The organism is Gracilibacillus sp. YIM 98692 (genome assembly GCF_010993965.1).
GTDB lineage: Bacteria > Bacillota > Bacilli > Bacillales > Amphibacillaceae > Gracilibacillus.
In genome coordinates this window covers 244689-267148 of sequence record NZ_WIXM01000003.1, presented here as the reverse complement: position 1 = coordinate 267148, position 22460 = coordinate 244689, and the positions used below count along the sequence as shown (strand labels likewise).

General features: G+C 36.6%; 22 protein-coding genes. 16 read left to right on the top strand and 6 right to left on the bottom strand.

Features of this window, described 5'->3' with window-relative positions; genetic code table 11:
- The first annotated feature begins 153 nt into the window (after positions 1–153).
- The 4 genes from GHD00_RS05760 (at position 154) to GHD00_RS05745 (ending at position 4448) form a co-directional block, all read left to right on the top strand.
- Positions 154–639 carry a hypothetical protein gene (locus GHD00_RS05760; RefSeq protein WP_163537191.1) on the top strand — a complete coding sequence of 162 codons (486 nt, stop codon included), beginning with the start codon at positions 154–156 and terminating at the stop codon, positions 637–639.
- Between the two features lie 119 nt (positions 640–758).
- Positions 759–1946, top strand: coding sequence for a NupC/NupG family nucleoside CNT transporter (locus tag GHD00_RS05755; RefSeq protein WP_163537190.1), 1188 nt, complete (start codon positions 759–761; stop codon positions 1944–1946).
- A gap of 302 nt (positions 1947–2248) precedes the next feature.
- Positions 2249–2821, top strand: a complete 573-nt coding sequence (locus tag GHD00_RS05750) for an LOG family protein (protein WP_163537189.1) — start codon at positions 2249–2251, stop codon at positions 2819–2821.
- Positions 2822–3023: 202 nt separating this feature from the next.
- Positions 3024–4448 (top strand): aldehyde dehydrogenase family protein, encoded by a 1425-nt coding sequence (locus tag GHD00_RS05745; protein ID WP_163537188.1) that lies wholly within the window; start codon positions 3024–3026, stop codon positions 4446–4448.
- 318 nt (positions 4449–4766) lie between these two features.
- Here GHD00_RS05745 and GHD00_RS05740 read toward each other — a convergent pair whose 3' ends face one another.
- Positions 4767–6122 carry an MATE family efflux transporter gene (locus GHD00_RS05740; RefSeq protein WP_163537187.1) on the bottom strand — a complete coding sequence of 452 codons (1356 nt, stop codon included), beginning with the start codon at positions 6120–6122 and terminating at the stop codon, positions 4767–4769.
- 82 nt (positions 6123–6204) lie between these two features.
- Between GHD00_RS05740 and GHD00_RS05735 the strand changes: the two genes are divergently transcribed.
- A complete protein-coding gene (locus tag GHD00_RS05735) occupies positions 6205–7275 on the top strand; it encodes an undecaprenyldiphospho-muramoylpentapeptide beta-N-acetylglucosaminyltransferase (RefSeq protein ID WP_163537186.1) in 1071 nt (356 codons plus the stop codon).
- 100 nt (positions 7276–7375) lie between these two features.
- Positions 7376–8206, top strand: coding sequence for an aldo/keto reductase (locus GHD00_RS05730; protein ID WP_163537185.1), 831 nt, complete (start codon positions 7376–7378; stop codon positions 8204–8206).
- A gap of 325 nt (positions 8207–8531) precedes the next feature.
- Here GHD00_RS05730 and GHD00_RS05725 read toward each other — a convergent pair whose 3' ends face one another.
- A complete protein-coding gene (locus tag GHD00_RS05725; RefSeq protein ID WP_163537184.1) occupies positions 8532–9077 on the bottom strand; it encodes a beta-class carbonic anhydrase in 546 nt (181 codons plus the stop codon).
- A 117-nt stretch (positions 9078–9194) separates the two neighbouring features.
- On the opposite strand from GHD00_RS05725, the gene GHD00_RS05720 reads away from it, so the two are divergent.
- From GHD00_RS05720 to GHD00_RS05710, 3 genes are all read left to right on the top strand, one after another.
- Positions 9195–10028: a S1C family serine protease gene (locus tag GHD00_RS05720; protein WP_163537183.1), complete on the top strand. Its 834-nt coding sequence runs from the start codon at positions 9195–9197 to the stop codon at positions 10026–10028.
- Positions 10029–10351: 323 nt separating this feature from the next.
- The gene (gene sigI, locus GHD00_RS05715) at positions 10352–11083 is read left to right on the top strand and encodes an RNA polymerase sigma-I factor (RefSeq protein ID WP_163537182.1); all 732 of its coding nucleotides are present in this window, start codon (positions 10352–10354) and stop codon (positions 11081–11083) included.
- Positions 11080–12354, top strand: coding sequence for an anti-sigma-I factor RsgI family protein (locus GHD00_RS05710; protein ID WP_163537181.1), 1275 nt, complete (start codon positions 11080–11082; stop codon positions 12352–12354). The genes sigI and GHD00_RS05710 overlap by 4 nt, the downstream gene beginning before the upstream one ends.
- 196 nt (positions 12355–12550) lie before the next feature.
- On the opposite strand, the gene GHD00_RS05705 is transcribed toward GHD00_RS05710, so the two are convergent.
- The gene (locus tag GHD00_RS05705; RefSeq protein WP_163537180.1) at positions 12551–12796 is read right to left on the bottom strand and encodes a YhdB family protein; all 246 of its coding nucleotides are present in this window, start codon (positions 12794–12796) and stop codon (positions 12551–12553) included.
- Positions 12797–13080: 284 nt separating this feature from the next.
- Here GHD00_RS05705 and GHD00_RS05700 point away from each other — a divergent pair, with 284 nt between their 5' ends.
- The 7 genes from GHD00_RS05700 to GHD00_RS05670 all read left to right on the top strand — a co-directional run bounded on the left by GHD00_RS05700 (position 13081) and on the right by GHD00_RS05670 (position 19763).
- Complete coding sequence (locus GHD00_RS05700; protein ID WP_163537179.1) at positions 13081–13728, top strand: YhcN/YlaJ family sporulation lipoprotein; 648 nt, start codon at positions 13081–13083, stop codon at positions 13726–13728.
- A 206-nt stretch (positions 13729–13934) separates the two neighbouring features.
- Positions 13935–14402: an S-ribosylhomocysteine lyase gene (locus tag GHD00_RS05695; RefSeq protein WP_163537178.1), complete on the top strand. Its 468-nt coding sequence runs from the start codon at positions 13935–13937 to the stop codon at positions 14400–14402.
- A gap of 224 nt (positions 14403–14626) precedes the next feature.
- Positions 14627–16000 carry a dipeptidase gene (locus tag GHD00_RS05690; protein ID WP_163537177.1) on the top strand — a complete coding sequence of 458 codons (1374 nt, stop codon included), beginning with the start codon at positions 14627–14629 and terminating at the stop codon, positions 15998–16000.
- A gap of 133 nt (positions 16001–16133) precedes the next feature.
- Positions 16134–16505 carry a rhodanese-like domain-containing protein gene (locus tag GHD00_RS05685; protein WP_163537176.1) on the top strand — a complete coding sequence of 124 codons (372 nt, stop codon included), beginning with the start codon at positions 16134–16136 and terminating at the stop codon, positions 16503–16505.
- 440 nt (positions 16506–16945) lie between these two features.
- A complete protein-coding gene (locus GHD00_RS05680; RefSeq protein WP_163537175.1) occupies positions 16946–18361 on the top strand; it encodes a SpoVR family protein in 1416 nt (471 codons plus the stop codon).
- Positions 18362–18754: 393 nt separating this feature from the next.
- A complete protein-coding gene (locus tag GHD00_RS05675; protein WP_163537174.1) occupies positions 18755–19054 on the top strand; it encodes a zinc ribbon domain-containing protein in 300 nt (99 codons plus the stop codon).
- A 262-nt stretch (positions 19055–19316) separates the two neighbouring features.
- The gene (locus GHD00_RS05670; protein WP_481810375.1) at positions 19317–19763 is read left to right on the top strand and encodes a hypothetical protein; all 447 of its coding nucleotides are present in this window, start codon (positions 19317–19319) and stop codon (positions 19761–19763) included.
- A gap of 124 nt (positions 19764–19887) precedes the next feature.
- Here GHD00_RS05670 and GHD00_RS05665 read toward each other — a convergent pair whose 3' ends face one another.
- The 3 genes from GHD00_RS05665 to GHD00_RS05655 all read right to left on the bottom strand — a co-directional run bounded on the left by GHD00_RS05665 (position 19888) and on the right by GHD00_RS05655 (position 22453).
- Positions 19888–20187, bottom strand: coding sequence for an ArsR/SmtB family transcription factor (locus GHD00_RS05665; RefSeq protein WP_163537172.1), 300 nt, complete (start codon positions 20185–20187; stop codon positions 19888–19890).
- A gap of 15 nt (positions 20188–20202) precedes the next feature.
- A complete protein-coding gene (locus GHD00_RS05660) occupies positions 20203–21117 on the bottom strand; it encodes a cation diffusion facilitator family transporter (protein ID WP_163537171.1) in 915 nt (304 codons plus the stop codon).
- Positions 21118–21427: 310 nt separating this feature from the next.
- The gene (locus GHD00_RS05655) at positions 21428–22453 is read right to left on the bottom strand and encodes a TIGR00341 family protein (RefSeq protein ID WP_240468605.1); all 1026 of its coding nucleotides are present in this window, start codon (positions 22451–22453) and stop codon (positions 21428–21430) included.
- Positions 22454–22460: the final 7 nt, after the last annotated feature.

The window sequence follows — 22460 nt, the reverse complement described above, 5'->3', positions numbered from 1 at the left end:
TTTCCGCCTTTTTTAAGATCTTTTATATATTACGCGAATGTTGAAATGAAAAATGCTCGGATTTTGTCAGATTTGGTTGTTTAATGAAACTTTTTTGGTATAATATTCGTCTACTCTAATGTGATATTAAACTATGATGGAGGACAGACAAGTATGATATGGATTAGGAAATTAGTAACTTATAGTATAATTTTATGCTTGATTTCAGCTTGTACAGGACAGGGTGAAGCCATTCCAGAAGGATATTATCCTTATGAAAAAGATGAAGTGAAGCAAGCTGTGGAAAGTCTATCATTTCAGCCTGAATTACCTTCATATGTTCCTATCCTTGCAGAAGTACTTGTCACTGATCAATTTTATATAGGCGAAACGGAAGCATTTGATATTAGTCTTTTTACAGTGGAAAATGATATTTTAACGATACAAATGATTAATGATGAAATGGCAGTCAACGAAGACAAAGCAAATAAAGTAGAAATGAATGGTAATATACCAGGTTACTATGTGAACGAGAAATATTCGAAAAAATTAACATGGGAAAAAGCAGGCATTACTTATGAAATTACTTATAGAGCTAGTGAAAAAGAATTAGATAAAAGGGACTTTATTCAAGTGGCAAACTCCTTTCGTCCTCACTAATATTCAAAATATTTTTTCTTTTAAGTTTCACAGGATTTTCATGCTAAACTAGGGATTATTCTGCTTTAAAAGGGGAAAGTAGGATAATGTATGGAATATGTATTAGGGAGGAAATGATTGTGGGAATATTATTAGGGTTAATAGCAATAATTATCGTTCTTGCCATTGCTTATGCTATGTCCAATAATCGCAAGAAAGTTAATTTTGTTGGTGTTGCTATTATGTTAGTGGCACAAATTCTTACCACTTGGTTTATGTTTATGACATCTATTGGTGAAGCCATTATTAATGCCATTTCCAAAGCATTTAACAAACTGATTGAGTTCGGTTCTGAAGGTGTAGACTTTGTATTAGGCGGTATTGAAGTTGGGGAGTCTGGTGCCTTTTTCTTTAATGTATTACTTATTATTATTTTCTTCTCCACCATTTTGTCTGTACTTACGTATTTACGCATTTTGCCTTTTATTATTAAGTACTTGGGGGGAATTATTTCTGCCATTACTGGCTTACCAAAGGTGGAGTCATTTAATGCTGTAAACAGTATGTTCTTTGGGCAATCAGAAGCACTCATAGCTATCAAGTCACAATTTCATCACTTAAATAACAATAGGCTCTACATTGTTAGTGCTTCTGCGATGGGATCTGTATCAGCATCTATCGTTGGTGCTTATATTCAAATGCTTCCAGCTCAATATGTGTTAGTAGCTATTCCGTTAAATATGTTTAGTTCTTTAATTATCGCTTCCATTATAGCCCCTGTTGATATGGATAAAGAAGATGATGATGTTCAAATTAAAGATGTATCAGATTCCAATAGCTTTTTTGAAGCGATGGGAAATGGTGCGCTGGATGGCGGTAAAATTGCTTTAATTGTTGCTGCCATGTTAATCGCATTTATTGCATCACTCGAATTAGTAAACTGGATCATTCAATCAATTTTTGCAGGAATCACATTGCAAGAAATATTGGGTTATGTCTTAGCTCCCATTGGTTTCTTAATGGGTATAGCACCTGGCGAACTTATCCAAGCAGGTGGTATTATGGGAACGAAAATTATTACCAATGAATTTGTAGCCATGCTGGAATTAGAGCCATTAGTAGATACACTATCGGAGAAAACAGTAGGTATCGTATCTGTGTTTTTAACGAGTTTTGCGAACTTTTCTTCGATTGGGATCATTGCAGGAACCGTACAGGGAATCGATACGGAAAAAGGGGCAGCGGTGTCCAAATTCGGTTTTAAATTATTGGTTGGTGCCACCCTTGGTTCTATCCTATCTGCAACAATGGCAGGATTATTCTTATAAAGAGAGATTTCTATCAGTGGGGGTTTTCTTCATCCCCACTGATAGTAAGCGAAACTTATCAGAGTGCTAGCGACCGCAATTTCCCTATTTTTACTTTTTAAGTCTTGAAGTGGAATTACGGACGATGTTCATCATGATAAAAGCAATAGCACAAGCGTTATGATAATGCTTGTGCTTTTTATTCGAGAAGAAGAAACGCGCAGGATGTGATTGGATTTTGTCGAATAGATCGGGTTGCTTGCGCTTTTTTGGTTATGCGGTATCATGGAATTAGATAAATACAGGTTGAGGTGAGATACAATATGAAGAGAATTGCTGTCTTTTGTGGTTCCAGCATGGGAGAAAATGAAGTATATCGTCAAGGGGCTGTTGCCCTTGGGAAAGAATTAGCAAAGCGCAACATTACGTTAATTTATGGTGGGGCTAGTGTTGGCTTAATGGGAATCATCGCAGATACTGTTTTAAAAGAAGGCGGTGAAGTGATAGGTGTGATTCCCGAAATGTTACATAAAAAAGAGGTTGCTCATTTAGAATTAACCAAACTTTACACGGTCGATACCATGCATGAAAGAAAGGCCAAAATGGCAGAGCTTGCCGATGGTTTTATTGCTATGCCTGGTGGGCCTGGGACGTTAGAAGAATTTTTTGAGATTTTTACATGGGCACAAATTGGCATTCATCAAAAACCTTTTGGGTTACTTAATATTCATCATTACTATCAGCCTATTGCTGATTTGTTTGATCATATGGTAAAAGAAGGCTTCATGCAAAAGAAGTTTCATTCATTAGCTATTTTAGAGGAAAAACCTGCAGCATTACTAGATCAATTCCATGATTACCAATATTCTTCAGTGAAGTCATACACAATGAAATAACAACGAAATAAAGTATGGTTTAGAATATGATGTGAGTGGTAAACCATTTATAAAGCGAGACTTCCAGTAGTGGGGGGGGTTCATTCCCACTGCTGGTTAGCGAAACTTATCAGGGTGCTAGCGTCCATTATCCCCACGTAAGTCTTGAAGTGTAGGTCTTACGGGCGACTGTTCACCGCGATAAAAAAGTGAGGTGTACGATTTGGAAACGTATTCGTTATTAATAGATGGAAAATGGGTTGACGGTAAACAATGGATGGAAGTGTACGATAAATATGCCCAAAAGCCGTTTGCTAAAGTTGGACAAGCAGATGAACCATTAGTAGATCACGCTGTAAATAGTGCCAAAAAAGCTTTTGAGTTACATCAGCTGCCTCCTTTTGAGAGGTTTAAGATATTGCAAAAGACATCTGAATTATTACAAAAACGTAAAGAAGATCTAGCTCGAACGATAACATTAGAGGCAGGGAAGCCGCTAAAGCAAGCCCGTAGTGAAATTGACCGTTCTGCTCAAACCTTTTTAGTTGCTGCAGAAGAGGCGAAACGGCTTCAAGGGGAAGGTGTGCCCGTAGAAGCTGCACCTGGTTCAGAAAATCGACTTGCATTTACAATTAAAGTACCTGTTGGTGTGGTAGCAGCCATTAGTCCGTTTAATTTCCCGCTTAATTTAGTTGCACATAAAGTGGCGCCAGCAATTGCTGCTGGAAATGCGGTTGTTTTAAAGCCAGCCAGTGCGACACCTATTTCATCTTTAAAGCTAGCAAACCTGCTAGAAGAAGCAGGACTTCCAAAAGGTTTACTTCAGGTAGTAGTAGGTCCTGGCTCAGTTGTTGGCAAACAGTTGATGAAAGATGAGCGTATAGCTTTATATACTTTTACAGGGAGTGCGGAAGTAGGGTTACAGTTAAAGCAGCAAACTGGCCTTAATAGATTAATTTTGGAATTAGGAAACAATTCTCCTGTAATTGTAGATAAAGAAGCAGATATAGACTATGCGGCTCAAACATTAGCGGCTCAGAGTTTTGCTTTTGCTGGGCAAGTGTGTATATCGGTACAACGTGTCTATGTACATGCATCGGTACTAAAAAGTTTTTTAGAAAAGTATATTCAACATATCAAGCAATTAAAAGTAGGAGATCCAACGAATGTAGAAACAGATGTTGGACCAATGATTTCGGAAAAAGAGGCAAAACGAGCAGAGGAATGGATTCAAGAAGCTGTCAAAGATGGTGCTACTTTGGCATACGGTGGTCAAAGGGAAGGTGCCTTATTAGAGCCGACCGTGTTAACAGACGTAAAACCAGAGATGCGAGTGGTTTGCGAGGAAATTTTTGCACCGGTTGCTAGTGTGATTGGGTTTCAGGATTTAGATGAGTGCTTGAAAGAGATCAATCAATCTGATTATGGCTTACAAGGTGGTATTTTCACCCAAAATATTGACACAGCTTTCTATGCAGCAAAGCGTGTAGAGGTTGGTGGATTTATGATTAACGACGGCTCGCAATATCGGGTGGATTTAATGCCATATGGTGGTGTGAAAGATAGTGGAAATGGCAAAGAAGGACCAAAGTACTCCATAGAAGAAATGACAGAAGAGCGTTTAATTGTCATGAATCTTCGGAAATAGGAAAGGGAGTATAAAATTCATTTGTAATAAACATGAGAGTGAGTTTAGCACTTACTTCGTATTGTATATTATACCCAATTAGTTTATATCACATTTTTGTTCTGATGCGAATTTGTTCTTGTAAGATAAGCAGATAGGACCGGGCGGATTTTGCTCGGTTTTTCATATAAGATAAGAAAGCATAAAAATTTACGCTTTCGCTGTCTAGCTCCAGCGACTACCCCCTCGAGGTCTTAAGCCGAGCCTCTTTGTGGTAAGAAAGCACCACATAGAGGCTCGACTTATTGCCCTAGGGTGACCAAGGCGCTTGCGCTTTTCTTAATTATATAAGCGCATAGATTGACGTTGTAAGTGAATCATTCGTGCAAACAATGTGACTGCACCAGCAGATAGACCGACAATCAAACCAAGCCAATAACCATATGCTTCTAAATGAGTATAGTTAGCAAAAGCCCAGCCACTTGGCAATCCAATTAACCAGTAGGATACAAGCGACATCCAAAAGGTGATGTTTACATCTTTATATCCTCTTAACGTCCCTTGTATTGGTGCACCAAATGCATCGGCAAATTGAAAGAAAATCGCATAGTACAAAAATTGCTTGGTTAATCTGATTACTTCTGGATTGGTGCTGTATAGTTTTGCAATTGGATCATCAAACAAATAAAGAATGCCCCCAGCGATAAAAGCGATCAAGATTCCAGATGAAATGCCGATATAGGCATAGTTTCTTGCGTCTGCAGGACGTTTCGCACCAATTTCAAAACCAACCGCGATTGTTAGAGTCATGGCAATACTTAGGGGAACCATATAAAGCAAAGATGCAAAGTTAATAGCTGCTTGATGTGCAGCTAACGTGTAGGTGCTATATACACTTAACATGAATGTAACAGCTGAAAAAATACTAACTTCAAAAAAGATCGAAAAACCGATCGGAACACCAATGCGTAGTTGCTCGAACCACTCTTTTAAATCGGGTTTGAGCATTTTTTTAAAAATATGGTGCCATCTAAAAGGTTGTACATAGTGTACAATCCATATAGATAACAGGAGATTAACAAAAAAGGTTAAAGCGGAAGCAATTCCTGCTCCAATACCTCCAAAAGCAGGTAGACCTAATTTGCCAAATATAAATATATAATTAAATAAAATATTAAAAGGTAAAGAGATTAAGATAATCGCCATGGATACTCTTGTGTGACCAAGCCCATCTATATAACAACGCAGTAAGTTGTACACAAACAATGGGATGATACCTAGTCCAATAGTGATTAAATAATATTTAGCTACATGTCTTACTCGATCCTCTAAATCCATCATTCCAAGTATAGGATCTATTAAGAAGAAACCGACAGTACTAACGATAAATCCTAAAAAAATGGATACATAAATTCCTTGCTGTACGGTAAATGGAATTTTATCCTCTTCCTTTGCACCAGCCATTTGTGCGACAATAGGAGAAATGGCCATTAATATACCAACAATCCCCATCGATATTGGCACCCATAAGCTTGTCCCTATCGCAACACCCGCAAGGTCTTGAGCGCCTGCTTTACCAGACATAATCGTGTCAAAGAAGTTCATTGCATACATACTTACTTGCGTGACTAGGATAGGAATAAGTATAATCATAAAGAGTTTTATTTTTTCTTTTAATGTTTTCGTGTGATACATAACAATTCTTCCTTTTTCTGTTAGTAAAAGGATTATAACATATCTATTAATGGAGTGGTGAGAAAGAGAGGGAACAATTTTCATGAAAAATAAACAGATCATTTTTACTGGTGGCGGAACCGCTGGGCATGTAATGGTCAATTTAGCCATTATACCTGAATTTTTGAAAGAGGGGTGGACGGTTGATTACATAGGATCGAAAGAAGGGATTGAGAAGGAGTTGATTTCCGAGATAGATGGGGTGACGTATCATTCAGTTTCTACCGGAAAATTAAGGAGATATTTTTCTAAAGAAAATTTTAAAGACCCATTTAAAGTATTAAAGGGGACATTACAAGCTTATCAAATTATTGGGAAAAAGAAGCCTGCTGTCATTTTTTCTAAAGGTGGTTTTGTATCTGTACCAGTTCTTGTGGCATCGAAATTACGAGGTGTACCTGCTGTTATTCATGAATCCGATTATACACCTGGACTTGCCAATAAAATAGCGATTCCTTTTGCCCAAAAAGTATTAGCTACTTTCCCTGAAACGATGGATTATTTACCGGAGGAGAAAGCGGAATGGATTGGTGCAGTAGTTCGAGAGCAATTATTCACGGGTAATCGTGCAAGAGGATATAAGCTTACTGGATTTAACAGTCATAAAAATACTCTATTAATTATGGGGGGAAGTGTTGGTTCTAAAAAAATAAACGAATGTGTACGAGAAAGCCTTGACTCTTTATTAAAACAATTTCAAATAGTTCATATTTGCGGTAAAAATAATGTGGATGAAAACTATGAGAGAAAAGGCTATGTTCAATATGAGTATGTGCAAGATGAACTAAAGGATTTATTAGCCATATCCGATCTTATTTGTTCTCGAGCAGGTTCTAATGCCATATTTGAATTTCTAGCATTACATAAACCGATGCTGCTTATTCCTTTATCTCGTCAAGCGAGTCGAGGTGACCAAATTGTAAATGCAGAATCATTTCAAAAACAAGGGTACGCAAGAGTTCTAGAAGAAGAAGAACTTGATAAACACTCTCTATATGATGCTTTACTGCAATTGAAAAAAGATAAACTGGATATGAAAGAAAAAATGACACAATTTCGATCTAGAGAAGCAAAACAACAAGTCATTGATATCATTCAATCCGTTGCTAAATAAAATGCTTATCGAAAAGATAAGCATTTTATTTTATAAATCTACTACTATTTACTAGAATAGGATATGTAAGTGTTTACGAATGAAAAGGAGGCGTTTCCTAATGAGCTTGACATCTACATTAAAATTAAACAATGGAAAAGAGATCCCAGCAATTGGGTTAGGAGTGTATAAGGTAGAAGCAGGTGATGAAGTTTATCAATCGGTTAAATCTGCGCTTGAGGTTGGTTATCGTCATATCGATACCGCTTCTCTTTATGGAAATGAAGAAGGAGTAGGGCAAGCAATTAAAGATAGCGGTATTCCACGAGAAGAAATTTTTGTTACAACAAAAGTATGGAATGATGAACAAGGTTATGAGGAAACAAAAGCTGCATTTCAACGTAGTTTGGACCGATTGCAAATGGATTATGTAGATCTATATCTGGTTCACTGGCCTGTACCAGGAAAATTTAAAGAAACATATAAGGCATTAGAAGAAATTTATCGTGAAGGAAAGGCGAAATCCATTGGTGTGAGTAACTTTATGCCGCATCACTTAGAGGAGTTAATGAAAGATGCAGAAGTAACTCCAGTTGTGAATCAAATAGAGTTGCATCCTCAATTACAACAAGATGAAACAAGAGAATATTGTAAAAAACATGGTATCTTGATAGAAGCATGGGCGCCATTAGGAAAAGCGCGATATTTCGATCATCCTGTTTTACAGGAACTTTCTTCTAAGCATGGAAAAACTCCGGCACAGATTATTGTTCGTTGGCAATACCAAAGTGAAATTATTACAATACCTAAATCTGTGCACAAGAAACGCCAAGAAGAAAATGTCGATATTTTTGATTTTGATCTATCTTCAGACGACATGGAAAAAATGGCGAGTATGAATATAGAAAAGCGTATTGGGAAACATCCAGACGAATTTGATTACGGCGTATAAATATAGAAAGAAAAGGGGCTGACTTAAAACATCGCATTGTGCAATGTTTTAATCAGCCCCTTTTTTATCAAGTTCCTATAGGATTTTTACTACACAGTAGAACCAAACTGCGACATAAGCCTTAAATAAGCTCTGAATACCGCTCCAGAAATATACTTCGCTTTCCGCTCACCTCGCACTGAGCCTCCTCGCTCGTTCCTCACTGCGGGGTCTCAGCGTCTTCGCTGTTCCCGCAGCGACGATTCAGCACTCATTGAAGACGAGTAGGATGAGTTATTACGTAGTATATGTTTATTGTGCAATGAGATTTAAACACTGTCCTTTATTAATACCCTTTCTTTACAAGGTCTAGTTTTCCTGTTGCTGGGTCGATTACGAGTCCGTGTACTGGAATTCCTTCTGGTAATAGTGGATGGTTTTCGATAATGTCTACGGATTGTTCTACGGAAGCATTTACGTCATCGAAACCAGTTAGCCATTCTTTTGGATCTTTCTCCAAATTATCGATAGTTTGTTGATCGATTCCTCTGTCTTTTACTAGCTCAAGAAAACCGTCTGTATCAAAATGATTCATTCCACATCGATGATGAGCAATGACAAATACCTCATCTGCTTTTAAAGCGTAAATGGCAACAAGAATACTTTTCATCGTACTATCATACTGGTCGTTTAAGATGGCACCTGCATTTTTTACCATTTTTACGTCGCCATTTTTCAGGTTCAATGCTTTTGGCAGTAATTCCACAAGCCTTGTATCCATGCAGGTGAACACAACTGCACGCTTGTTTGGGAATTTGTCTGTCTCGTAAACTTGATATTCTTTGTTTTCTACAAATTTTTCATTGTATGTAAGGATTTCATCTAATAACATAGTAACACTCCTTTATCTGTATAATATTAATATAAAATAAATCGACAATTTCATCAATCATTATACCTTTAATCCATGTTACAATAAGAATATTAACGCTCTAAGATGAGGTGTATTATGGGAAGGTCGAAGCACGAAGATTGGGATATTATTGATACGGATTTATATGAAGATATTGACCCTGAAGAAATGTATGAACTTGTACAGGAAGAAAAGAGAAAATTAAAGGAAAAAGAAAAGTTAGAGCAAGAAAGAAAAGCAAAAAAACAACCATTTCCAAGATGGATCTTCTGGACGATTGCAGCAGCGATGTTTATTCAAGTGATAGCAATATTACCACAAACGTATTCTATCCCAGCCTTAGATTTTATAAAGACTTCGACAACATTAATGCAGGATGATCAAGTGCGTGAATATCGAAAAGCTGTTGTGGTCATTGAAGGGGAAGATAATAAAGGGACTGGTTTTGCGATTTCAGAAGACGGATATATCATCACCAATTATCATGTGATCGAATCACAAAGCAAGTTGACGATTGCTTTTACTAATAAAGGATTGTATAGCGGAGAAGTGATTTCCACCTATCCAGAGTATGATCTTGCTTTACTAAAAGTAGAAGGGGAAGATTTTCCTTATTTAGAATGGACAGAGAATACGCCAAAATCTGAATTAGGAGATATATTATTTATTGGGAATCCCCTTCGATTTAATGGGATTGCAAATCAAGGAGATATTATCGGAAAAACGCAATTAGATGAATGGGATAAAGAGGTTTATATGATTGATGCCCCAATTTACCGTGGCAATAGTGGAAGTCCAGTGATGAACGATGATGGCGAAGTTATTGCTGTTATTTTCGCAACTCAAAAAAATGAACAACATGGTCGAGTCGGATTAGCTGTACCGATTGATTATATTTCGCATGAGATTATATTTAAAAGAATATTCTGAAAAAATAAGGTAAAAGAAATAGGGTTATGTAAAAATAATGAGTATATAGAATTAATTTGTAAATAATAAAAATGGATATAGGCCAATTAACCTATGATTTGAAAATGAAATTTAATTATTTGTAAATAAATAATGGTAGATACCTAAAGGTTAATCCATTAAGATAATAAACATGACTTTATACTTTGTACATGACTATAAAAAGTTGGTGAATATCCATTGATATATATTCAAATACTTTCTACGCAAAAGATTTGGCCATATACAGACATAAATAAACATGACAGATCGAAATTTATAGGGACTGGTGGTGATCCGTGTTGATGGAAAGCCAGTTAATGCATAAAGATTATTCATTAGAAGAGCAAATTACACGTATCCAGCGAGGTGATAACGAGTTATTAGATGAAGTGATAGAAGCATATCAACCTTTTATTGCGAGATGTGTCTCAGAAGTTTGCAAACGATACATTGAGAAATCAAGCGATGATGAGTTTAGTGTAGGAATGATCGCCTTTAATGAAGCAATTCATATGTACTCCAAGGATAAAGGAGCATCTTTCTTATCGTTTGCACAAGTAATAATTAAACGAAAAGTAATTGATTACATCCGTAAAGAAAGGCGCCAGTATGTCTATCCTGCTTTAGATCAGGGAGAAGAGGAAGAATTGACGGAGAGCTCACAAGAAATTGTGGAAGCTAAGCGCGTGTATCAGATGGAGGAAGAATCTTGGTATCGCAAGCAAGAGATTTTAGAATTATCCAAGCAATTAAAGCCATACAAAATCTCTTTTTCAGAATTAGCCAAAATATCTCCAAAGCATCGGGATGCAAGGGAGTCAGCAGTTGCGGTAGCGAAAAAAATAGTCGAAGATCCTGAATTAAAACAATTTGTATTAAAGAAAAAACGAATTCCAATTAAGAAGCTTTTGAAAATAGTACCAGTTAGTAAAAAAACATTAGAAAGAAACCGTAAGTATATTTTAACTATATTTATTATTCTTATAGGTGATTATGTGTATTTAAAGGAATACCTCGAGGGGGTAGATCTGTGAAAAAGGGAATTATTGTGGAGCATAAAAAAAGGCACACAATTGTAATGGATCAAAATGGGCTGTTCCACAAAGCGATGCCATTGAAGAATAAGGAAATAGGCATGGAGGTAAATTTCGAAGAAAAAAATTCAACTTGGTTTGAAACTTGGGGGTTATTACCGTTAAACAGGTGGAAACTTGCTTCAATGGTACTCGCATGTTTATTAATTTTAAGCCCTTTTTACATAACAACAGGGGAAAATAAAGTGTATGCGATTGTTAGTATGGATATTAACCCAAGTGTGAACATAACCATAGATAATGAGTATCAAGTGTTAAGTATGAAAGCTGTCAATCCAGATGCTCAGATGATCTTAGATAAATTAGAAACAGAGGACATGTCATTACAATCCGTTTCAGAAAAAATTATTGAGTTGTCAAAATATGAGTATGAAATAGAGAAAGAGCACCCTATCCTAATGGCAGTTAGCTATCTTAATGAAGATAATGCAGATACGGAGATGCTGAGGGATATTTATGATTACTATCACGAGCAAAACTACAATATAGCGATTTACGAAGTGTCAAGCGACATAAGAGATCAAGCTGAAGAACAATCTGTTTCTATGAACGCTATTACAGCTAATATAATGGAACAGGAAGAACAAGTGGCAGCGATGCAGGTGACTAATCTTGAACAAAAGGATGACTCCGATACCTCTACTTTAGATGAGAATGAACTAGAAATTATACAAGATTTTTATAATGAGAAGGATGACACAGTAGAGGAAGAGGATTCGGTGCCGGAGCAACCCCCATCGTCTAATGAAGCAGAAGTTGAGCCTGAGGAGGGAGAGGAAGAATCAAAAAATGATTCGCCACTGCCTGCTCAAGCAAATGAACGTGCTAAGGAGAATATACAAAAACATCAAGACCGTGCGAACGAAATGAAGCAAAAACTACAAGAAAAACTCCCTCAGAAAGCTAGTCAAAACGCCGTAGAGAAAAAAATGAAAAAGAATAAAGGCAAGAACCCAAAAAATAATAACAAGAATAAATCACAAGAAAATCCTGGTCAGGCTAAACAAAAAAAGCAGCAACACGTTAAGGAAAAGAAGGAAAATAATTCAGCTAAAAATAATAGGAAAAAAAAGCAAAATCATCCTATTCCCAAAAAGGATATAAGCGAAAAAGTGAAACAAAAGATAGAGAACGGAATAAAGAAAGATAAAAATAAGTCAAGTAAAGCAATAAAAAATAATATTCCAGGCATGCAGAAAAAGAAGAATTAATAATAGCGAACATAAAAGTTATAAATATCGATAAAGAAAACTTGGGCTTAGCCAAGCCTTATGACGCAGTGCGGTAGCCTAGTTGCCCTTATCTATCTTCCTAGAATGGCTACTACGTCGAGAATTCTTCCTTGCTGACCATTTATACTTTCTGATACGGTAAAAGGAACGCACAGCAAACTGCTGTGCGTTTTCATTAATACATAACTGGCTCATGTTCTTGCGTCATTTGATTAACTAAAGCATGGTCAATATAATGAAGGAGTTGGTCATGGGTATTCATGAGCCATTCTTCGGTGGTGGGGTAATGGTAGGCGTGTAGAAATTGTTCAATTTTTTTAGCAAGTAAGTCATCTTTTGTTCTGACCATTAGAACTAATAAATCATCCCACTGTCCCCATAGCGTAAAGTATAGTGCTTTATCATAATCCATGTTATACATAATGAAGATCCCCTTTTCCTAAGAATGATTGTCTTGGGTTTTTCTATTGGTTGAGGGGATAAAATGAAAAGGCAGGATGTCTGTGTTCCTTATATTAGCCTCAATATAAGGTTCATCTGATATTAATCCACCCTTTACACTTATAGTGTTTTCTTTCATTACTTGATCCATTCTCATTTTTCTTGGTCAACTTTCCATAAATTTTATTTAGCTTATTTGGATAAATTATTTTGATTTCACTCATACTAAAAGTGATTTCATAAAAGACAAGGAGGATCAAGTAAATGCATTTGAAAAAACCAGCTTTAACTTTAGTATGTGCAGCAACTTTATCTTTAGTTGCATGTGGTGGTAACGAATACGGACAAGATGACCCTGAATACGGGAATAACACACAACCAATTGGATATAATCAAACATCAAATAACCCAGCGTTAGATCGTGATCAAAATAGAGACCAAAATCCAGCAACAGGGCAACATCCAGAACAGCGTCAAAACGGCGACAATGAATTTATGTTTGATGGAAATACAAACCGTGATGATAACAATGGTACAAATGCTCGTCGAAACGGTAATAATTATGAAGTAGCAGACGAAGCTGCTGAAAGAATCGAACAAGAAATTCCAGAAGTGGATAACGTTTATGTGTTAACAACTGATAATAACGCATATGTTGCTGCAGGTTGGGATAAAGACAACAATCGTACAAATAACAATGATGATTTAAATGACAATGTAGAAGATAAAATCACAAGAACAGTAAAATCTGTAAACGATAATATCGATAATGTATATATTACTACCAACCCGGATTTCTTTGATTTAGCTGATCGTTATGCAAATGATGCAGACAATGGTGAGCCAGTTGAAGGCTTCTTTAATCGTATGGGTAATATGATTGAACGCATTTTTCCAGATCGAAATGAATAATAACAATGAAAAAGGCAGATATCAGACATTTAGCTCTGGTATCTGTTTTTTTTGATTTTGGCATCATAAAAAACTTTCCCATAAACAGTAACTCTTACTATAGAGAAGTAATTTAAACGTATGATACAATATATTCAGAACGCAAAGCGATAATTTATGATTAATGTTTCTAAAACAATCAATTTGAAACGGGGGATGATTCCATAATGCCGGAAAAAATGAATGTAGAAAGTTTTAATCTAGATCATACGAAAGTAAAAGCTCCATATGTCCGATTAGTTGGTGTAACAACAGGTCAAAACGGAGATAAAGTTTATAAATATGATATCCGATTTTGTCAGCCAAATAAAGACCACATGGAAATGGCAGGTTTACATTCCATTGAACACTTAATGGCAGAAAACATTCGGAATCATATCGACAATGTATTAGATATTAGTCCAATGGGTTGTCAAACTGGATTTTACTTAGCTATTTTGAATAATGATAGCTTTGAAGATGTAAAAAAAGCATTAGAAAAGACATTACAAGATGTGTTAGAGGCTACAGAAGTCCCAGCATGTAATGAAGTCCAATGCGGCTGGGCAGCAAACCATAGTCTTGAAGGAGCCAAACAGATTGCCTCCAGAATGCTTGAAGGCAAAGATGAATGGCACATTGTTTTTGCTGAATAAAGAGGAATGCCGTTAACCATATAACATTATGATATTGATGTTAGACACTTACCGCTTTTGTTAAGAGAGGTAAGTGTTTTTTTCTTTAAGGTGAATGAAGGGTATTGTTTTGGTGCAAAGGATGCTTTGAAAATTTTTTAAAATTTAACTAGTAACAAATGAATGATTTCGTGAATACATGTTAAACTATAGGTATTGGGCATAATTGGAAAGGATTGAGGCGAATGATTGAACAAGTTTTGCGTTACATAGAACAACATCAGGATGAACATTTAGAACAACTACATGAATTTTTAAAGATAAAAAGTGTGAGTACAGACTCTTCTCATAAAAATGATGTAAAGAAGACAGCTTCCTTTGTAAAAGATTATTTAACAGATGCGGGTTTTCAAAAGGCAGAAATACATGAAACAGAAGGTCACCCTCTTGTTTATGCAGAATGGCTGGAAGCAAAGGACGCTCCAACTGTACTGATATACGGGCATTATGATGTTCAACCACCTGATCCACTAGACGAGTGGAAAAGTGACCCTTTTGATCCTGAGGTTCGAGGGGGAAGGATCTTTGCTCGTGGCGCAAGCGATGATAAAGGTCAAGTTTTTATGCATTTAGCTGTATTAAAGGCTTATTTACAAACAACTGGTGAGTTACCAATCAATGTAAAGGTTTGTATAGAGGGAGAAGAGGAAATTGGCAGTGCTCATTTATATGAATTCTTGCAAGAACAAAAAGAAAGGTTTCAAGCAGACTTAGCTGTTATTTCTGATTCTGGAATGGTGGCAAAAGATCAGCCTACCATTTTATATGGACTAAAAGGGTTTACCGGATTAGAGTTTACGTTAAAAGGTCCGGATAATGACCTGCATTCTGGTATGTATGGTGGTGCCATAAGGAACCCGGCAATGGCAATGGCACATTTGTTAGCATCTATGAAAAATGAACAGGAAGTGGTAACCGTTGATGGGTTTTATGATCAAGTAGAACCAATAACAGAGGAAGAACGAAAATTAATTTCAGAAGCTCCAAGTGAGGATTTTGCTCAAACCACAGGTGCACCAAAAACAGTTTCAGAGAAAGGTTTCACAGCAAAAGAGCATACAATGGGTCGTCCTACATTGGAAATAAACGGATTATTTAGTGGTTATCAGGGAGAGGGAACAAAGACCATCATTCCTTCTACTGCTACGACTAAACTGACTTGTCGGTTAGTACCAGGACAAGAACCTAGCCATATCCAAGACTTACTTGTAAAACATATAGAAAAGCATGTTCCAAGTGGTGTAGAATTATCGATTAAAAGAGAGAACCTTTCGGCCAAGGCATATAGAGTAGACCCGCAGCATCCATATATAGAAAAGGCTGCACAAAGTTATAGTGAGACATTTGAAAAAGAAGTAGCGTATGTCAGGATGGGGGGATCAATTCCTGTTGTAGAATGGATTGATTCTATTTATGAGATCCCAGTTGTTTTATTAGGTTTTGGTACTCCAGATGACCGATTACATTCTCCTAATGAAAGCTTCCCGTTGGAACATTTTCAAAAAGGAATGAAAACTATTGCCTCCTACTGGCATAAGCTTCAAGGTGAAAATGAATAACTTGACATGATGGAATAATCATACTATTGTTAGATTATTCATGTATTTTTAAAGATTATATAAAGAAAAGTATTGGTTTTTCATTTGACTAGAGAGAAAGCCAAATTTTCTTTAACATTTGGGGGAAAGCGGTATGCTGTGGATATGGACGATAGGCTTCGCATTTTTCATTGCATTGGTCCATTTATTATATATACGTTATGTTCCGATAAAGGGCGTCCCATGTGTGGACCCTAAGGAAAAAGGTGTTCAAGAAAAAATTGCTGTAGATATTCGTGATTACCAGAAAGCGTCAAATGATCCTGTCGCCCATGCAATTGTCATGCCAGTTCCATATATTAAAAGGTACTATAACGAAATTCCGTCTAAAACCATTTTTGTTATTGCGTCCGATCATTTAGAAAAAAATATTGCGATTCGATTATTGAAGAGCAAAGGATTTCAAGTAGTAGGGTATACGTTAACAGACTGCAAATGTAAGAAAAAAATAGAAAAATTAGCTTAAAAAAAAGCATTTTGTCAGCCCATAAACTGACAAAATGCTTTTTTTATTCCCGTATAGGAAAGTATAAATTGTCAGCAATGAAGTAATTCTACGAGGCTGACAATTTGAAGTAGATAGACAAGCGCAACTACGGCTCTGCTGTCGCCAAAGGCTCGGCAATCGCCGAGTTTTCTTTACACGTTAGAAAAGTATAAAATTTTAGCAGGGAAGCTACTCGACGTAGCAAAAATTTCAAAGTACAAAGTACGACGACCAGGACGGTCTAGTATCGGCGTTGGTCACAGGACGTGACCGACATTAGCTGATGCAAATAAAACTAAGGCTTTCGCCATTGGGACTTGGCGATAAGCCAAGTTTTTCTTTAGATTGATTAGGGATTTTTATTCATCCTATAGACATGCGCTCATATAATGTACAAAGGGACAGTTGGAGGTGGGATGTTGAAGAAAGAAGAATTGAAAGAATTAGAACGATCGATAGAGGAAATCACAGAAGTAGCGAGTGGTTTTGGTTTAGATTTTTATCCGATGAGATATGAAATTTGCCCACCAGAAATCCTTTATACTTTTGGAGCTTATGGGATGCCAACACGTTTTTCCCACTGGAGCTTTGGCAAACAGTTTCATCGGATGAAACTACAATATGATTTAGGTTTAAGTAAAATTTATGAGCTAGTGATTAACTCGAACCCTTGTTACGCCTTTTTATTACATTCCAATAGTTTAATACAGAATAAATTGATTGTGGCACATGTATTAGCTCACTGTGATTTTTTCAAGAATAATGTCCGGTTTCAAAACACGAAAAGAGATATGGTCGAAAGCATGGCTGCTACAGCTGATCGAATTTCCAGTTACGAAAAACACTTTGGTATAAAAGAAGTAGAACAGTTTTTAGATGCAGTTTTGGCGATTCAAGAACATATTGATCCTACCCTTTTGAAGGCCAAATTAGACTGGGATAAAGAGGATGATGAAATAGAAATAGAACCGAGAAAACCAACTGAATTCGATGATTTGTGGGAGTTAGATGAACCACAAAAAGACCTGACTCCAAAACCGATAAGGAAGAAAAAGAAATTTCCTCCACAGCCGGAAAAAGATCTTTTATTATTTATTGAAGAGCATAGTAAAGAGTTAGATCATTGGCAACGTGATATATTAACGATGATGCGTGAGGAAATGTTATATTTTTGGCCGCAATTAGAGACAAAAATTATGAATGAAGGATGGGCGACGTATTGGCATCAACGTATCATTAGAGAGTTAGATTTAACGAGTGATGAATCTATCGAGTTTGCATCATTAAACTCTAGTGTTGTGCAGCCATCAAAAACACAGATCAACCCTTATTATTTAGGTGTAAAAATGTTTGAAGATATAGAAAAAAGATATGATAATCCTTCAGAGGAGATGAAACGTTTTGGAGCAAAGCCAGGATCAGGGAGAGAAAAGATTTTTGAAGTTCGTGAAATTGAATCCGATATTTCCTTTATGCGAAACTATATGACGAAAGATTTTGTGGATAAAGAAGACTTATATCTATTTCAAAAGAAAGGACCAGAATATAAAATAGTCGATAAAGATTGGGAGTTAGTTCGTGATCAGCTTATTTCGAGCAGATTAAATGGTGGATTCCCTTATTTAACAGTGGTTGACGGTGATTATGATAAAAATGGGGAGCTTTATATTCGTCATCATTATGAAGGGGTAGAATTGGATACAAAATATTTGGAAAAAACTATGCCTTATATATTCCAATTATGGGGTAGAGAAGTGCATATAGAAACAGTTATTGAAGAGAAACCGTGTGTGTTCACTTGTAATGGAGGTAAGGTGGTCAAAAAATATTTATAACAGATGAAGGATTTGTGGAGAATTTGTCGAACCGTTAAAGAGCAAAGGGTTACCCTTTGCTCTTTATTTTACACGTTAGGAAGTATAAAATTTTAGCAGCGAAGCTACTCGACGTAGCAAAAATTTTTAAGTACAAGTACGACGACCAGGACGGTCTAGTATCGGCGTTGGTCACAGGACGTACTTGTACAGGATGTACTGACATCTGTGTTGCCTACAGGAAGTAGGCGGACTTAACAGATGATCCATTTTCACTCCCGATGCAAGTAAAACTAAGGCTTTCGCCATTAGGACTTGGCGATAACTTTAGACTATATAAGGCGTTCGACGTTAGCAATGGGCAGCATCCCCAGCTTTTCCTAATGTAAATCCACTTTCTGGAGGTGAATTTGTATGGTGATATTGTTATATATAATTGGAGCTTTTATCGTGGTTTTATCGATTATTTTTGGGATTTCAACTGGAACTTTTTTTGGTTTTATTACTCATATTTTTATCGGGACGGTAATAGCCATTATATTTTTTGCTTTAGCAAGAATGTTGGATTTACTTGAAGCACTTTTTATGAAAAGTGAGTTCGTTCATGAGAAAACTTCATTTTCCAAATTACAGGAACAAATCGCTTGTCCAAATTGCGGAGAGAATCATGATAGTGGAAGAAAATCCTGTCCATACTGTGCACATAGATATTAACACGAAGTTCATGATGGAAAGTATCACGATGAACAATCGAAGGCCGCGACTTCAAGACATAGAATAATGAAAGAAGTAGCTAGTACCCAGATAAGTTTCGCTAACCATCAGTGGGAGATGAAGGCCCCCCTCCACTGATGGAAGTCTCACTTTATAAAAGATGAATAAATCGGGCATCAGCCTAAATAAATGTGGACAAATTACCTATTTCCCTACATGTCATATAGTGTTAGGGAATAGGAGGTAATCTTCGATGGAAAATATGTATCCATATCATTCTGTTATGTATGATGAGTACGGAAGGCCATATGATCCTGATCGTCAACTCCCTTTTCTACCTGGTGGATTGCCAAATAATTTGTTTCCACCAACACCTAGTCCAGAACCAGGTGGCGGAATAGGAAAAGGGAGCCCAGGAGTACCAAGTGGTCCAGGAGGGCCAGGTGGACCGCCAACAAGCCCACCACCGCAACAAATTCCACAACAATCTTTGTATGGGCAAGGGCCACAGGTGATGGCGGTTGACCCAGGTGCTATACAAGGTTGTTTATTTCGATTTACCTATGTCTGGTTAAATCGTTATCAATCTTTCTGGTTTTATCCAACCTATGTAGGAAGACGTTCTGTCGCCGGTTATCGCTGGACTGGATTTAACTGGGTTTACTTTGGCATTGATCTCGATCGCATTCAATCTTTTACATGTGTTTAAGGGTTATGTGAAAAATCTAAATTACAGTTGTGTGTCAGTGGTTGACCATGTAGTTAGCTACTTTTTTAAATTAATGAAAATCTAAGGCTGTCGTCATAAGAGTTTAACGACAAGCCTTAGATTTTTAATGATGGGTCGCATGATCAATGGATTGTTGTAGAATTTTCATGACGTGTTCATCGTCAGGGGCATAATATATGGTCTTCCCCTCACGCCTATATTTGACTAAACGTAAATTTTTTAAAAACCTCAATTGATGGGAAACGTTCGACTGGTTTAAATCCAATATTTCTGCAATGTTAGATACCGAAAGCTCTTGTTCAAATAGTAAATGCAATATTTTTATCCTGGTTGGATCACTCAATGCTTTAAAGGTTTGCGATACTAAAAAAAGAGTTTCCTCGTCTAAAAATTGATAAGTCATATCGATCCCTCCCTATTAATTACAGCAATCTTCATCATGTATGAGTTCCGCTTGTTTTCCTTCTATCTGGATGGTGGTATGTTGGATGGAGAATTCCTCTTGTAAAAGGTTGGAAGCTTTTTTTAATAAAGCATCTCGGTCAATGTTATCTTCTACAACCATATGACAGCTTAATGCTGGGAAATTAGAAGTGATCGTCCACACGTGTAAATCATGAACATTTATCACTCCATCTAATTGTGTCAGTTTATTCACAATGTTTTCGAAGGACAAATGGTTCGGTGTCCCTTCCATTAAAATATGAACAGAGTCTTTACTTACTCTATAACCACTAATTAAAATGAGGATAGCAACGATAATACTTGCAATTGGATCTGCAATGTTCCATTCAAAAATCCAAATGAATAAACCAGCAATAATCGCTCCAACAGATCCCAATAGATCCCCTAAAACATGTAATAGTGCACTGCGCATGTTTAAGTTGCCTTTTGTATCGCCACCAGACATAAGAATAACAGCAACCACGATATTAACGATAAGTCCTAGAACAGCAATGAAGAGCATCATTGGGCTAACCATTGGTGTGTCCATAAATCGGTGGTACGCTTCCCAGAAAATATATAAGGAAATACCAAGTAACGTAACACCGTTAATAAAGGCAGCTAGTATTTCAAATCGTTTATAACCAAATGTTTTATGAGCATTTGCTGCTTTTTCGCTAAGCTTAAAAGCAAACAAGCTTAGTCCGAGAGCAAAAGCATCACTGAGCATATGCCCGGCATCCGAGAGCAGAGCTAAACTGTTTGTTAAAATTCCTCCGATGACTTCCACTATCATAAAAAAAGTAATACATAAAAAGCTAATCGTAAGTGCTTTTTTATTATCCGTGTGATGATGTCCGTGTCCGTGATGGCCGTGGGAATGTGACATGTAAGAACCTCCTTATATACACATATGAACATATATTCATATTATAAAATATGTCTTGATGTGGTGCAAGTCTCAATCAAAAAGCTAGCCCTGCTATTTGGGGCTAGCTAGTTTTTCCATGGTGAACAATCGTCCGTAATCCCCCTACTTCAAGACTTAGTATAATGAAAGAAGGATAAGTGGGGGATAACGGACGTTAGCACCCTCATATGTTTCGCTAACCATCAGTGGGGATGAAGAACCCCCCCACACTGATGGAAGTCTCTCTTTTTTTGCATAGTTAAGATAGCTTTATGCCATAAAAGGTTATCTAAAATTTCGTAATGTAAATTAAGATACCTAATATTAATATAACAATACTTATGAAAACAAGTGAATACGTTTTGGAAGTGTTGGCTTCTTGAATTTCTCTCCACTTAATGGGCTGAATACCACTGGTCCAAAAGACAATAATAGCAGATAGTAAAATACCACTAATATTAACACATAGAAGCATAAGAGGAGTTAAAGACGATTCCCACTGGCCATCACCTAACATCATCCCCAAAACAACGGTTGGAGGAAGTAAAGCAACAGATACCATTACCCCGACTAAAGCTTCTGAAACTCGCTTGGCAAACGACATTGCACCAGCAGTTCCTGCAGCGAGAGCTACCACTATATCCATAAATTCTATATTTGTTCGAGCTAAAAATTCGTCACTCTGGTTAGGTAAATCAAATAATAAACCAAATAGTACGGAAATGGAGATTGGAATCGCCAAGCCAATAAGGGAAGTAATCACAGATCGTTTCATCAGCTTATAGTCACCTAGAGTGGCAGAAAAAGCTAGTGCCGTAAATGGTCCAATTAATGGAGCGATGACCATGGCACCAATGACAATCGCAGCACTGTCCTTTACAATACCTGCAGTAGCGACAATGGCTGATAATATAATCAACCATAAAAAATTGGGGTTTACTTTGCTTGAAGTTTGGACCACATTATATAATTCATGTCTGCTTGCTCTTGTATACTCTTTTTGTTCTTCCTTTTTTTCCTTTTGTTTCTCCTCTTCACTTGCTTCAATTTGTGGAATATAAGTTGAAATATTATATACAAGTGCTTGTGTTTCTTCATCTTTTCCATTCACTTCCAAAAAATTCAAAATCTCTTCTGTATATTTTTTTTTAATTAATATTTTAATATGTTGCATTTCTTCTGAAATCTCGGTATTCCATTGAGCCAGGACGTGAAAATCTTCTATACGTTTTTGAAATGTTTCCAGCTTATTAAGCGGAATATATATCTCTATTAATTGTAACTCCATGATTTCACGTCCTTTCCATTGGTTCATTCGATTT